This window comes from Roseovarius sp. MMSF_3359 (assembly GCF_030733385.1).
GTDB lineage: Bacteria > Pseudomonadota > Alphaproteobacteria > Rhodobacterales > Rhodobacteraceae > Roseovarius.
Window position 1 is genome coordinate 208245 of sequence record NZ_JASHJC010000007.1, and the last position, 14473, is coordinate 222717.

Annotated in this window: 12 protein-coding genes; 4 read left to right on the forward strand and 8 right to left on the reverse strand. The window is 62.1% G+C overall.

Going from position 1 to position 14473, the window contains the following annotated elements; translation table 11 throughout:
- Positions 1 to 54 precede the first annotated feature (54 nt).
- Positions 55 to 516 (forward strand): GatB/YqeY domain-containing protein, encoded by a 462-nt coding sequence (locus RBB29_RS12510; protein WP_306115245.1) that lies wholly within the window; start codon positions 55 to 57, stop codon positions 514 to 516.
- A gap of 57 nt (positions 517 to 573) precedes the next feature.
- On the opposite strand, the gene RBB29_RS12515 is transcribed toward RBB29_RS12510, so the two are convergent.
- The 7 genes from RBB29_RS12515 to RBB29_RS12545 form a co-directional block, all read right to left on the reverse strand.
- On the reverse strand, positions 574 to 1071 hold the full coding sequence (locus RBB29_RS12515) for a DUF2244 domain-containing protein (RefSeq protein WP_306115246.1): 498 nt from the start codon (positions 1069 to 1071) through the stop codon (positions 574 to 576).
- Positions 1072 to 1228: 157 nt separating this feature from the next.
- The gene (locus tag RBB29_RS12520; RefSeq protein WP_306121160.1) at positions 1229 to 1837 is read right to left on the reverse strand and encodes a cell wall hydrolase; all 609 of its coding nucleotides are present in this window, start codon (positions 1835 to 1837) and stop codon (positions 1229 to 1231) included.
- Between the two features lie 168 nt (positions 1838 to 2005).
- Positions 2006 to 4579, reverse strand: a complete 2574-nt coding sequence (locus RBB29_RS12525; RefSeq protein ID WP_306115248.1) for a putative PEP-binding protein — start codon at positions 4577 to 4579, stop codon at positions 2006 to 2008.
- Between the two features lie 106 nt (positions 4580 to 4685).
- Positions 4686 to 6944, reverse strand: coding sequence for a glycine--tRNA ligase subunit beta (gene glyS / locus RBB29_RS12530; RefSeq protein ID WP_306115249.1), 2259 nt, complete (start codon positions 6942 to 6944; stop codon positions 4686 to 4688).
- Positions 6945 to 6965: 21 nt separating this feature from the next.
- A complete protein-coding gene (locus tag RBB29_RS12535; protein WP_306115250.1) occupies positions 6966 to 7493 on the reverse strand; it encodes a DUF6446 family protein in 528 nt (175 codons plus the stop codon).
- Positions 7490 to 7852 (reverse strand): glyoxalase superfamily protein, encoded by a 363-nt coding sequence (locus RBB29_RS12540; protein WP_306115251.1) that lies wholly within the window; start codon positions 7850 to 7852, stop codon positions 7490 to 7492. The genes RBB29_RS12535 and RBB29_RS12540 overlap by 4 nt, the downstream gene beginning before the upstream one ends.
- On the reverse strand, positions 7849 to 8790 hold the full coding sequence (locus RBB29_RS12545) for a glycine--tRNA ligase subunit alpha (protein WP_306115252.1): 942 nt from the start codon (positions 8788 to 8790) through the stop codon (positions 7849 to 7851). Before RBB29_RS12545 ends, RBB29_RS12540 begins: the two co-directional genes overlap by 4 nt.
- Before the next feature lie 165 nt (positions 8791 to 8955).
- On the opposite strand from RBB29_RS12545, the gene RBB29_RS12550 reads away from it, so the two are divergent.
- Positions 8956 to 10740 (forward strand): trypsin-like peptidase domain-containing protein, encoded by a 1785-nt coding sequence (locus RBB29_RS12550; protein ID WP_306115253.1) that lies wholly within the window; start codon positions 8956 to 8958, stop codon positions 10738 to 10740.
- A gap of 355 nt (positions 10741 to 11095) precedes the next feature.
- Complete coding sequence (locus RBB29_RS12555) at positions 11096 to 11371, forward strand: hypothetical protein (protein WP_306115254.1); 276 nt, start codon at positions 11096 to 11098, stop codon at positions 11369 to 11371.
- Positions 11372 to 11560: 189 nt separating this feature from the next.
- On the opposite strand, the gene RBB29_RS12560 is transcribed toward RBB29_RS12555, so the two are convergent.
- Positions 11561 to 13855, reverse strand: coding sequence for an adenosylcobalamin-dependent ribonucleoside-diphosphate reductase (locus RBB29_RS12560; RefSeq protein WP_306115255.1), 2295 nt, complete (start codon positions 13853 to 13855; stop codon positions 11561 to 11563).
- Between the two features lie 163 nt (positions 13856 to 14018).
- Here RBB29_RS12560 and RBB29_RS12565 point away from each other — a divergent pair, with 163 nt between their 5' ends.
- Positions 14019 to 14441 carry a DUF1489 family protein gene (locus RBB29_RS12565; RefSeq protein WP_306115260.1) on the forward strand — a complete coding sequence of 141 codons (423 nt, stop codon included), beginning with the start codon at positions 14019 to 14021 and terminating at the stop codon, positions 14439 to 14441.
- The last annotated feature ends 32 nt before the right edge of the window (positions 14442 to 14473 follow it).

Below are 14473 nucleotides of genomic sequence, written 5' to 3' on the forward strand. Positions count from 1 at the left end.
GTCCGGGTTTCGGTATTGTAAATGACTTGTGACCAACCATGGGGATGGAACGGTATGGACATGCGCGAACGCGTCAATTCGGCCCTGAAACAGGCCATGAAGGACAAGGCGACAGACCGCCTGACGACGCTGCGGCTGATCAATGCCGCGATCAAGGATCAGGAGATTGCCCTGCGCGGCGCCGATGGCGACGGTCATATCGGTGACACCGAAATCCTGGCGATCCTTGGCAAGATGACCAAGCAGCGCAAGGAAAGCGCCAGCGCCTATGAAGAAGGCGGACGGCTTGATCTGGCGGAGCGGGAGCGCGGCGAGATCGAGGTGATCGAGGAATTCCTGCCAAAACAGATGGACGATGCCGAAACAGACGCGGCGATCAACAAGGCCATCGACGATCTTGGCGCAAGTTCGATCCGGGACATGGGCAAGGTCATGGGCGCCCTCAAGGAGAGCTATACCGGTCAGATGGATTTTGGCGCGGTCGGCCCGAAGGTCAAAGAAAAGCTCTGCCAGTAAGCGAAACACCGGGGCGCCCTGCCCCGGTTTCTTTCATTCCAGGTCTGTCCGGATGGCTCAGGAGACCTGCGCCGGGCGCAGCGCATCGGTGAGTTCGCCGTAAAGCACCTTGCGCTCGTCTTCGGACAGGAAAGCGCCGATCTCGACCTCCCGGTCACTGCCCTTGAGGGTCAGGTAGTGATCCACCGGCCCGCCCTTGGGGTGCATCAAGAGACGCGCCCAGTAACGGTTACAGGTCCATTTCTGCTGATCGCCCCGGGGGTTCGTGCGGACCAGGTGCACATCCGTGTCGCCGATGGTCAGCTCTTCATGCATCCGGGCGTCGCGATAGGATTTCTCAAGCGCCCACCAAATCCCCCCGACCGCCATCAGCAGGAACGGCAAAAGCCCCCACAACACCACCGTCCCAAGCAGTGGATAGAGCGGGATGGTAATCAGGGTGAAGGTGCCGAGGACGAATGCGGCGAAACCCCGCCGGGGCAATGACCGGTGCGGCCAGAGCATCAGGCGGGTCTGCGGCGTTGGATCCGAGAATGTCGACCATTCATAGGGCATGCTTCTACCTTAGCGCAGTCCGGCGGCGATGGAAGTGCGGCCAAACGAAACGTGTCCGCAATTTCTTGCGAACACGTCAATCAAGCGGGCGGCTGATGCTCCCGGGGCAGATCTATCCCTCGCCCATCGTGTCCAGGCGAAGGTCAGGCCGCGTCCTTTAGTTCAGCGAAACGCGCGTTTGCGGGCGATAGAAGTGATGTTCACCAATCGAGGTGGTGCGATTGAATTTACGCGACCAACGCGGGCTCACCGCGCGGGTATGGTAGTAGGTCGCTCCATCGGTCAATTGGCGCGGCGCACCGTTGACCATCAGCTTGGCGACCTTACCGACACGCTGGAACGCACGCGGCTCGTTGATGATCTCCTTGTGACCGTCACAGGTATAGGTGAACTGGCACGCATATTTGCGGCCGGTGCCCTGGTTGATGACGGCACAGATCGTATCGGGGAATTGCGGGCTATCGACGCGGTTCAGGATTACCTCCGCCACCGCAAACTGCCCTTTCACGCTCTCGCCGCGCGCCTCGAAATAAAGCGCCTCGGCCAGGCATGCCCATTGGTCACCGCCTTTGACGACGGGCTGCGCATCAATCCATGCGCGGCTGTACCCGATCTCTTCTTCCTGAAAAAATACGTTTGTCGCCAGACGATCAACCGCGTACTCGCGGCCCTCTGCGCGCGCGTCATCCGCCTGCTCCACCGCAGGTGCTTCGGCCACCGCCATCGACGACATTGCCACAAAAATGGCTAAATATGTCCTTAACATCGACTCCACTCCGTGCTCATCAGGGAAAGCTCCCAAAAGCATCCGGGGCGATTACCGAATTCTTAACTGTGCGTCCACCCGGCGCAGCAGCGGATTTTTGCGCATCGCAACTTTTGGAAAGAAATCCGCCGCACGGCGTTCATTATGTTGCGCGAAACCCTTGTTTCGCTATGAAATTCGACTTTGGACGGCCAGCTGTGCGGCAGCAAGTCGCGCCACCGGAACCCGGAAAGCCGAACAGGAAACGTAGTCAAATCCGGCAGAACGGCAAAATGCAATCGATTCGGGATTGCCGCCATGTTCGCCGCAGATCGACAATACCACGTTCGGATTGGCCGCCCGCGCCCTCTCCGAGCCGATCTGCAAAAGCTCTCCCACGCCTTCGGCATCAAGCGTGTGAAACGGGTCTTCGGGATAGACGCCCTGCTGCACGTAATCCGACATGAACCGCCCCGCATCGTCGCGTGACAGCCCATAGGTCATTTGCGTCAGGTCGTTGGTGCCAAAGCTCAGGAATTCCACCAGGGGCGCGATTTCCGCCGCCCGCAACGCGGCACGCGGCGTTTCCACCATCACCCCGATCCGATAACGGAAATCATGCCCGGTCTCGTTCCGCACCGCTGCCGCAACGGCGTCGATGCGCGTTTTGACGATCTCAACCTCCCTGCGCGCGGAAACGAGCGGAATCATGATCTCGGGCACAATTGCATCGGGGCCCTTCTGGCTCGCCTCGACCGCCGCCTCGAAAATGGCGCGGGCCTGCATGTCATAGATCTCCGGCACCGTGATCCCGAGGCGCACACCGCGCATGCCCAACATGGGATTGTATTCGCCCAACGCCTCGACCCGCCGGGTGACGATTGACAATGGCAGGTCCAGCGCCTCGGCCAGCTGCAGATGCCCTGCCCGGTCCGTCGGCAGGAACTCGTGCAGCGGCGGGTCGAACAGGCGGATACAGACCGGTTTGCCATGCATGATCCGGTAGAGCTCGATGAAATCCGCGCGCTGCATCGGCAGCAGCAGTTCAAGCGCCGCCGCCCGGTCCGCGCTGCTATCGGCAAAGATCATCTCGCGCATGACGGTCAGGCGATCTTCTTCGAAGAACATATGCTCGGTCCGGCAAAGGCCGATCCCCTGCGCCTTGAAGCTGTGCGACAGATCGGCGTCGGCAGGCGTATCGGCATTGGCCCGCACCGCGATGTCGCGGATGTCGTCGGCCCAGGTCATCAGGCTCTTGAGCGCATCGTCGCGGGCCGATTCCAGAAGCGGTGTTTCGCCCGCCAGAACCTCGCCATGACTGCCGTCCAGCGTCAGCACCTCGCCTTCGCGCACGACACGCCCATCCGGGAAGGTCAGCTGTTTCTTGCGCGGCTGGAACCGGATCTCGGACGCCCCCACCACACATGGCAGGCCGATCCCCCGCCCGATCACCGCCGCGTGGCTGGTGATCCCGCCGCGCTCGGTCAGGACCGCCACAGCGGCGTGCATGCCGCGGATATCCTCGGGGCTGGTTTCGCGCCGCACCAGGATGCAGGCCTCGCCCCGCGCGTCGTAAGCCTGCGCCTCGGCCGCATCAAAGACGATGGCCCCGGCGGCGGCCCCCGGGCTGGCCGCAATCCCGCGGGCCAGCACATCGCGATCCGCCTCCGGGTCGACCTGCCGGTGCAGGAGTTCGTTGAGCGCGCGCGGCTCGACCCGCATCAACGCCTCTTCGCGCGGGATGATCTTGTCATCGGCCAGCGCCACGGCAATGGCCACGGCGGCCCGGGCATTGCGGGCAACGCGCACCCCGTCGAGCAGGAAAACCTTGCCGTTTTCGATGGTAAACTCCGCCTGCATCTCCTCGCGCAGCTTGGTCCGCATCAGGTCGGTGTGCTTGCGGAGCTCCTCGAACGCGTCGGGCGCCTGATCTTCGAGTGACGGGCCCCGCGGATCGCGGGTCAGGAAGATCGCGTCGCTGCCACTGCTGAGCGCATCGCGGCCCTGCGATTGCGAGAGGTACCGCCCGGTGATCTGCCGCGCGCCGGTCTCACTGTTGACCAGTTGCATCACCCCCGAGCCACATTCGCCCTTGCCCAGCCCAAGCGCCAGCGCCTGCACCACAAGGCCCAGACCCGCATCGGCGGGCGCGCCCTTGGCCTGCCGCAAGAGCCGCGCGGTCGTCCCTTCCCAGGCGCGCGCCATGGAGCGCAGCACCTCGGCCAGTTGCACCGCCGGATCCTGCGGAAAATCCTCGTCGGTCTCGTCGGCATAGGCGTCAAGCGCCTGCTGCAACCCTTTGATCGGGTCGTCGGACACGTCATCGAACATGTCCGGGTCCAGTCGGGCGACATGGATCGCGTAGGATTGGATAAAGCGCAGGTAAAGCGTGGCCGCGGCGGTCTTGCCGATGCGCTTGCCCAAGGTCCCGCAGAGCGCGTCATTCATACCGATGTTCAGGATCGCACCAGGGCCGCCCCAGTCCGGATCCTCCGAGGACGGGCGCACACAGAGCAACGGATCCGCGCCAAAAGGCGCCAACAGCGCCGCCATGTCGGGCATATCCCCGGCGGCAATCCCGTGCACCGCGTCAAAGGACAGCGCCACGGTCTGCGGCACCGGAAGATCAAGCCGCACCAGGCGTTGCAGGCACTTCGCCCGCCCGCCATGGGTTTCCGCCGCCATCGGCGCGTCGGGCGTGATCAGGGTGATATGCGGGTCGTTTTGCTGCACTGCGGCACCTTTATGCTGTTGATGCAGCATAAGCAGGAAATTCTACAAGGCAAGCGTAACAAACCGACGACAACGCGCCCCGGACCTGATCCGGGGCCTCCTGGCGCGGGCGGGAGAGGTCCCGGGACGGGTTGGGCTATCCCTCTATCCGGGTCAGATCGGCGGCCTGCAGGCAAATCTGGCGAATGCGGCTCAGCAGGTTGAGGCGATTACGGCGGATAATGTCATTGTCGGTATTGACCTGCACGCCCTCGAAAAACCCGTCAATCGGCGCTCTGAGCGCGGCCATGGCCCCCATCGCCCCGGCAAAATCCTCGGATTTGAGCGCCGCTTCGATGGCAGGCTCGCCCGCATCCAACGCCGCGAAGAGCGTCTTTTCTTCGTCGGTCTCGGCAAATTTCACATCCGCGCCATAGGAGTATTCCACCCCATCCTTCTCCTCGGCCTGGGTGAGGATGTTGTTGGCGCGCTTGAAGCCTTGCAGGAGGTTCCCGCCATCGTCGGTCTTGAGGAAGTCACTAAGCGCCGCGGCGCGTTTCACCAGCAGGGTCAGATCGTCATTGCCGTCCATCACGATGCAGGCGTCGATCACATCATGGCGAACACCCTGATCGCGGAGATAGACTTTGAGGCGGTCGTGGAAGAAGGCCATAAGACTACCAACCCAGTTACTAGCTTCAGCAAAAACGATGTCTGCAAATTCAAATGAAGTTTCGTCGAGGCGCTCAGTACGCACAAAGCCGAAGGCATCGCCGAACTCCTGATACTCTATATCACCTTCGAATTCTGGGCCAAATCCGATGCTTCCTTCTTCGCTAGAAGGAAACACAATGTGAAAACCTTTTGCACGAAAGGCTTTGTCTGCGACCACTTGCCAATTCATAAGCTTTTTCAAAAGATTGACCTGAAGATCATTAGTTACGATCAGCCTAACGACACCGAGAGCTGCCCGTCTAAGAGCAAAAGGATCTTTTGAGCCGGTCGGTTTCTCATCAATCGCCCAAAAGCCAGCGAGCGTGTCGAGCTTGTCGGCCAGTGCCACGGCGACGGAGACCGGCGCGGTGGGGACGCCGTCGGAAGGGCCGAGGGGAGAGTAGTGTTCTTCGCAGGCAGCTGCGACCTCGGCGGGCATGCCTGCGGCTTCGGCATAGTACCGCCCCATCAGGCCCTGAAGCTCGGGGAATTCATAGACCATTTCGGAGCTGAGATCGGCCTTAGCAACGCGCGCGGCTTGTTCGGCCAGGTCAGCATCGGCACCGACCACGGGCGCGATTTCGCGCGCGAGAGCTGCAATACGGTCGATGCGTTCGGCCTGACTTCCGAGTTTATTGTGGAAGGTGACGTTTTTCAGGCTGTCCAGCCAAGGCTGCATCTGCGCGTCCTTCGCGACGCGCAGGTCGTTTTCCCAGAAGAATTTCGCATCCGCCAAACGCGCCGAAAGTACCTTCTGGTTGCCTGCCAGAATGGTCGCGCCATTGTCGGCGGTCTGCGTGTTGGCGACGGTGATGAAACGCTCGATCCGGCCCGTCTTGGGGTTTTTGACCGAAAAGAACTTCTGATGCTCGCGCATACTGGTTTGCAGCACTTCGGGCGGCAGGTCGAGGAAATCATCGTCGATTGTCCCCATCAGCACCACCGGCAACTCCACCAGCCCCGCGACCTCGGCCAGCAATCCCTTGTCCTCGACCACTTCGAGGCCCGCGGCGAAGGCCTGATTGGTGGCGTCCTGCCAGATGTGATCGGCCCGTTCCGCCGGGTCGAGCACCACCGAGGCGCGTTTGAGCTTGGCGGCGTAGTCGTCAAAGGACGTGACCGCAAAGGCGTCCGGCGCCAGGAAACGGTGACCGCGCGTGGTGTTGCCCGCCGCGATCCCGTCGACGTCAAGCGGCACCACCTGCGCCTCCCCCGCGTCATCGGTCAGGATGCAGAGGATCGAATGCAGCGGCCGCACCCAGCGGAGCGTGCCCGCGCCCCAGCGCATGGATTTGGGCCAGGGGAAGTTGCGGATCACATCGTCGAGCACGTCGGCCACGATACCCGCGGCAGGACGGCCCGGTTTGGTGATGGTGGCGAAATAGACCTGCCCCTTTTTCTCGTCACGCACTTCGAGATCATCGCGCGAGACCCCTGCGCCACGCAAAAAGCCCTCGATGGCTTTCTCGGGTGCGTCGGTGCGCGGGCCTTTGCGTTCTTCTCGGACCGTCGGGCTTTCGGCAAGCAGCCCGTCAACCGCCAATGTCAGGCGCCGCGGCGTCGAAAACCCCGCCGCGCCCGCATAGGTCAGCCCGGCCTCGACCAGACCGTCGGTCATGCGTTTTTTCAGATCCTCCGCCGCGCGGGATTGCATGCGGGCGGGGATTTCCTCGGAGAAGAGTTCGATCAGAAGATCAGGCATATCGGTTGGTTCTCATTTCGCTCAGTACCCCGAGGGTGGCTCAGGGCAGTGTTCGGGGGCGGGTTTGCCGTCAAAGACAACCTCGCCGCAATCGTTGATCTGGTGCCAGACATAGCCGCGGCCGTCATCGGTGACCGCAACCACCCGGTCGATGCCGTATTGCACGTCTTTCTCGCCCAGAAAGGCCAGCGCCGTGCCGTCCTCCAGCGCGGCGCCCAGGGCCTCGGCGTCGAAACACGCGAACCAATCGGGCGCGGTCAGGGGCTCCGGCGCGTCGTAATAGACATAGGTCTCGGTCAGCATCGCGGTGGACATGGTGGTGGTGAAACAGGCGCGGTAGCGGATCGGGGAACTGGTGGCGTCGATGGCCTTGAAGTCGTCGTAGAGCACGGGCTCAGATTCTCCCGTGACCAGGGAAACCATCTGCACGTCATCGGTGCCTGTCGCCGAGACCTCGTCATAGAAGTAATACACCTGCAGGTAATACATGACCGCCCCGGCCACCAATGCGGTCAACACGATTGCAATCCCCAGTAGTTTCCCGGTCATGCTGCATCCCGCGCGAAACACAGTACGTTTCCGTCGGGATCGGCAACCTCGACCTCGCGCATCCCGTACCACGTCACTTCGGGGCCTTTGAACGGCTGTTCTTTTTCCGTCAGCCGGGCCACGAACGCGTCCAGATCGGTAACATAGACATAGGCGCGCCAGTTCTCCCAAGTCTCGCCGGGACCGTCCCAGGAATGCAGGAAAAGTTGCGCGTTGCCACAGCGCAGGATGCCAAAACCCGGCTCAGGTTCACCTGCTTCGTTGACCAGCGTGTCAAAGCCAAGCACGTCCATGTAAAACGCCTTGGCGCGGGCGTAGTCGCTCACCCGGATCATCGGGCTGATGTTTTCAAAACTCATGCGGCCGGCTCCTCGGCCCATCCTCCGGCTTCGGTCTGCACGAAGGCATCGGCGCATTTCTTGGCCAGCGCCCGGACGCGACCGATATAGGCCTGGCGCTCGGTGACAGAGATCACGCCGCGCGCGTCGAGCAGGTTGAAGATGTGGCTTGCCTTGATGCATTGGTCATAGGCCGGGTGGGCCATGATAATGCGCTTGCCGGTCTTTGGGTCCTCATGTTCCTGGGTGAGGATCGCCTCGCATTCCGCCTCGGCCTCCTCAAAGTGTCTGAGCAACACCTCGGTATTGGCCACGTCGAAGTTCCAGCGGGAATACTCCTGCTCGGTTTGGCGGAAAACGTCGCCATAGCTGAGCGGGATAATCGCATCGGGATCGTTGAACGGCATGTCCATCACATGGTCGATGCCCAGCACATACATCGCCAGGCGTTCCAGACCATAGGTCAACTCGCCCGAGACCGGATGGCAGTCATGGCCGCCGACCTGCTGGAAATAGGTGAACTGACTGACCTCCATCCCGTCACACCAGACCTCCCAGCCGAGGCCCCAGGCGCCAAGTGTCGGGCTTTCCCAGTCATCCTCGACAAAGCGGATATCGTGCATCCCCATGTCGATCCCGATCGCCTTGAGCGAGCCGAGGTAGAGGTCCTGCAGGTCCGGCGGGCTGGGTTTGATCAGCACCTGGTATTGATAATAGTGCTGCAACCGGTTGGGGTTTTCGCCATATCGCCCGTCCGTGGGGCGGCGCGAGGGTTGCACATAGGCCGCCGCCCAGGGGCGCGAGCCGAGCGAGCGCAGCGTCGTGGCAGGGTGGAACGTCCCCGCGCCGACTTCCATGTCATAGGGCTGCATCACCGCGCAGCCCTTCTGCGCCCAATAGGCCTGTAACCGCAGGATGATTTCCTGAAAACTGCGTGGTTTCTCGGTGGCTGCGGTCATGGTTCTTCCCTTGGGCTGACCCGGATTTGCCGCCCTTACCTACGGCCCAGTTGCAGCAGCGTCAATTGCGCGCGCGCGCATATTTTAAGTGCGCTTGCCGACAGATTTGATAAAAGGCATCGAGCGACAGGAACAGGTTGTTCCAGAGATGAGCAGGGGTAACGTATGACGCGCATTTTTATCGCGGTGGTGTTTGCCATGAGTTTGGCAGTTCCGGCGGCATTTTCACAAGGGCAGAACCTGGCATGGGTGCAGATCGAGGCGCAGCCGAGCCTCGCCCGGGCGCAGGAAAGCATCCGCCGTTACGCCACCGAATTGCAGGACGTCAACGGGTTCACCATTCGCGGCGGCTGGTACGCGATCGCGCTTGGCCCTTACACGCGCGAAGATGCCGAGCGCGTCCTGCAGGTCTACCGCGCAGAGCGGGCGATCCCGCGCGATAGCTACATCGCGGTAAGCGCGGATTATCGCCAGCAATTCTGGCCGGTGGGCGTGAACGTCCTGGACCGCCCTGCCCTGACCGAGCCGACCCCGGCACCCGAGGCCACGCCGGACACCGAAACCGCCCGGGTCGAGCCGGAAGAAACGGCCCTGCCCGAAACCACCCCGGTGATCGAACCGGAACCCGCCGATGAAACCCTGCGCGAAGCGCGCGCCAACGAGCGCCTGCTGAGCCGGGAGGAACGTGCGCAATTGCAGGTGGCGCTGAAATGGGCGGGTTTCTATGAGGGTCGGATTGATGCCTCATTCGGACGGGGAACGCGCGCCTCCATGTCCCGCTGGCAGGAAGCCAATTCGTTCGAGACGACCGGTGTGCTGACCACCAAGCAACGGGCGGAGCTTTTCCGTCAGTATAATGCGGTGCTTGAAGGCCTGGACCTGAAGGTTGTCCGCGACGAGAATATGGGTATCGAAATGAAGCTGCCATCGGGGGTGGTCGAGTTCGCCAAATACGAACCCCCCTTCGCCCATTTCAACCCGGTCGGCGATGTGGACGCCAAGATCCTGCTTATCAGCCAGGAGGGCGATGCCAACACGCTGCAAGGGCTTTACGACATCATGCAAACGCTTGAGATCGTACCCGAGACCGGCCCGCGCATGATTGATGAAAACGGCTTCACCCTGATCGGCGAAGGGGCGTTGAACATCTCCTTCACCCAGGCCCAGCTAGAAGATGGTCAGATCAAGGGGTTCACCCTGCTCTGGCCCGCTGGCGACGAAGAGCGGCGCACGCGCCTCCTGAGCGAGATGCAGGCCAGTTTCCGGCGGATTGACGGTGTTCTCGACCCGACAACAGGCTCGGTCGAAGATCAGAGTGTCGATCTGGTCGCCGGGCTCGAAATCCGCAAACCGCGTATTTCTCGCTCCGGCTTCTACGTTGACACCAAGGGGACCGTCGTGACCACCGCCGATGTGGTGCAAAGCTGCGGCCGGATCACCATAGACCAGGAGTACGAGGCGCAGGTCACCCTCAACAATGACCGGCTTGGCATCGCCGTGTTGCGCCCCAAGGAGAGCCTCGCGCCGATTTCCATCGCCCGGTTCCAGAGTAACATCCCGCGTCTTCAATCGGTCGTGGCCGTCGCCGGGTATTCCTATGGTGGGCTGCTTGGCGCGCCGACCCTGACCTTCGGAAAGCTGGCCGATCTGCGGGGGTTGAACGGCGAGGAAAGCGTCAAGCGCCTGGCGCTGGCGCCCCTGGATGGTGACGCCGGCGGCCCGGTGATTGATGCCGGTGGCGCGGTCCTGGGCATGCTTCTGCCCGAACCGGAAAGCGGTCGGCAACTGCCCGACGGCGTCAGTTTCGCCGCCAATGCCGGCGCGGTACAAGAGGTTCTGGCCGAGGCCGGTGTTTCGGCCGAAGATACCGCCGGTATCACCCAGATCGCGCCCGAGGTACTGACCCGCAAGGCGGCGGACATGACTGTGTTGGTGAGTTGCTGGGAATAGCCCGCCTACGCGGACATTTCGCTATCTGATCCAGGTGTCACAAGCTGCCGGGTTATGACGACCGAAACGGACTTCGGGGGGATTAGAGGCACTCGGGCCCGGCCCACAGTCATCTCCTGCCCTCATTTCCCGCGACCAACCTCTGGCGATATTTGAGTAGCGGCGTGCGAGCCGCCTTTGACCATTGCGGAACAGGTCTTCCGTGGCTCCTAGTCGGCGCACCAACCAAACCTCGAAAATTCAACAAAAACCCGAGGCAATATCCAGTTTTCCGCCGTATTTTCTCACCCAAACTGCCATCTGCCCTTCGCATGCTCCGTGGAAACAGTTCGTCAGGAATGCCCGGAGCCCTGCCATGAAAAATGCCACCCTTCTCACCGCCGCCCTCGCGGCATTCGCCTGTGCCGGTCCGTCCATAGCGGCCAGCGGCGATGAGACGGTTCAGATCGTCCGCCATGACACGGTCATGCCCCCGGACGGCTATAGCGCCCAATGGTGGACCCATCCGAAAGGCTGCGAGTATTCCCGCGCGGGCCGCCCCGGCGAGATCGTCTGGTTCCTGATCGTCAATACCGTCAAACCGGGTTGCCCGACCCATATCGTGCAACGCGGGTTCAGCGACGCCTACTGATCTCCGGCCGCCCGGTTGCATGCACCGCTTTGGTCCCTTTTCCTGTCCTGTAACCAAAGCACCCGCATGACCATCCCGACCGGGCGGTTGGTGAGTAGCGCCGCGTGGTGATCGCAATCTGCCCGTCCAGCAGCAAACGCAATCACCGCGCGGCGCCCCCTTTTTCCCGATTTCCGATGGTTTAGCAGGTCACGCGCATTTCGAATGGCCGCAGCTCGGGCAGGTCATGCAGCCCTCGACCATCCGAAGGCCGTATTCTCCACAGGACGGGCAGGCCTGACCACGCGGCGCCTCACCAAGATTGACCACTTCCGCTTGCGGGTCCGCCTTCAGGCCCATCCCCTCACCGGCCAGGAACCCGGTCTGGATCATGTGTTTTTCAAGGATGCCGCCAATCGCCGCCAGGATCGACGGCACATATTTCCCCTGCATCCACGCCCCGCCCCGCGGATCGAATACCGCCTTGAGCTCTTCCACCACGAAAGACACATCGCCACCGCGCCGGAACACCGCCGAAATCATCCGGGTCAGCGCCACGGTCCAGGCAAAATGCTCCATGTTCTTGGAGTTGATGAAGACCTCGAACGGTCGGCGATGGCCGTTCAGGACCACGTCGTTCACGGTGATGTAAATCGCGTGGTTGCTGTCGGGCCATTTCAGCTTGTAGGTGTTGCCCTCCAAGGCGTTCGGGCGGTCGAGCGGCTCGGACATGTAGACGATCTCGCCGCCTTCCGCCGGGAAATCGCCGGGTACCTGCGCAGGCGCCTCGCTCGGCGTCTTGTCCTCCGCCTCGTTGACGCTCAGGACCGACCCGGTCACGTCATTGGGCCGGTACGTGGTGCATCCCTTGCAACCCGTATCCCAGGCCTGCAGGTACACATCCTTGAACGCCTCGAAACTGATATCCTCGGGGCAGTTGATGGTCTTGGAGATGCTGCTATCGACCCATTTCTGCGCCGCTGCCTGCATCTTGACGTGATCGGCGGGCGACAATGTCTGGGCGTTCACGAAATAGTCCGGCAGGGGCGCATCGCCGAATTTCTCCCGCCAGAGCGCCACCGCGTAATCGACAACCTCTTCCTCGGTGCGCGAGCCATCCTTCTGAAGCACTTTCCGGGTGTAGGAATAGGCAAAGACCGGCTCGATCCCGCTGCTCACATTGCCCGCGTAAAGGCTGATCGTCCCGGTGGGCGCGATCGAGGTCAGAAGCGCGTTGCGAATGCCGTGCTCGGCCACCGCGGCGCGCACATCCTCGTCCATCGCCTGCATGGTGCCGCTGGCCAGGAAGGCGCCCGCGTCAAACAGCGGAAACGCCCCTTTTTCCTTCGCCAAATCGACCGACGCCAGATACGCGGCGCGGGCAATCGCGCGGAGCCAGTGCGACGTCTGACGCGCCGCCTCGTCCGAGCCATAGCGCAGGCCCACCATCAGGAGCGCATCCGCAAGCCCTGTCACTCCCAACCCGATCCGGCGCTTGGCCTGCGCCTCGCGCGCCTGCGCCTCCAGCGGAAAGCGCGAGGCGTCCACCACGTTGTCCATCATCCGAACCGCGGTGGCGACGAGATCATTCAACTGCGCTTCATCAAGCCCTGCCGCCTCTTCGAACGGATCATTGACCAGCCGCGCCAGATTGATCGAGCCCAGCAGGCAGGCACCATAAGGCGGCAATGGCTGCTCTCCGCACGGGTTGGTGGCCGCGATGGTCTCGCAATAGGCCAGGTTGTTGGCCTGGTTGATCCGGTCGATGAAAATCACGCCAGGCTCGGCGAAATCATACGTGGCCTGCATGATCCGGTTCCACAGATCGCGCGCCTGGATCGTGTGATAGACCTTGCCGCCAAACGAGAGCTCCCACGGGCCATCCGCCTTGACTGCCTCCATGAAATCATCGGTCACAAGGACGCTGAGGTTGAACATGCGCAAACGCGCCGCATCGGCCTTGGCGCTGATGAAATCCTCGATATCCGGGTGATCGCACCGCATGGTCGCCATCATCGCCCCGCGGCGGCTCCCTGCACTCATGATCGTACGGCACATGGCATCCCACACATCCATGAAGCTGAGCGGGCCGCTGGCATCCGCACCCACGCCCTTGACCTCGGCCCCCTTGGGCCGGATTGTCGAGAAATCATAGCCAATCCCGCCGCCCTGCTGCATGGTCAGCGCCGCTTCGCGCAGCGCATCGAAAATGCCGCTCATATCGTCCGGGATCGTCCCCATGACGAAACAGTTGAAGAGTGTCACCGCCCGGCCGGTCCCGGCCCCCGAGGTAATCCGCCCCGCCGGCAGAAACCTGAAATCCTCGAGCGCCGCATAAAACCGGTCTTCCCATTGCGACGGCTGATCCTCAACTTCCGCCAAAGACCGCGCAATCCGCCGCCAGGTATCTTCAACGGACTGATCACCCCCCTCCTCGCCCATCGGCGAAAAACGGTATTTCATATTCCAAATCTGCTCGGCAATCGGCGCGGCGAAACGGGTCATGTCTGGGTCCTCTCGAGAGGACCCAGAATAGCGCAATCGAAGGGCGGTGACAGCAGAAAAAACTACTTTGTTCTCATTGTGTTAATCCCGCAAGTAACCACAACAAGTTGCAGCAACCGTATTTTCGACTACCATATGCGGCCCAAAGGGGGATTCTGTGGCGATGATGCACCTGCTCAAACTCAGTGTTGGCACTGAAAGCGTCGACAGCCTGGCCGCATGGCATAAAACCAAGCGCGCGCAAGGCCCTGACGGCCTGCCCCGCCACGTCACCCGCATGTGGCCCAAACGGGAGGCCGAAATCCTCGAAGGCGGCAGTATCTTCTGGGTCATTCAGGGCTTTATCCGCTGCCGCCAACGCATCCTGCGCTTCGACGAGGTGATTGGCAATGACGGTATCCGCCGCTGCGCCTTCGTATTGGAACCGCACCTTATCCGCACCACAAGTGCGAAACGCCGCCCGTTCCAGGGATGGCGGTACCTCGACCCCGCAGATGCCCCCGCAGATCTGCCACGGACCCGGGAGAGCGACGACAGCCTGCCCGACGACCTCTCGGCGGCGCTCGCCGATATCGGCGTCCTCTGAACACTGCCCCAAATCGCCTCATGAGGGCGGAC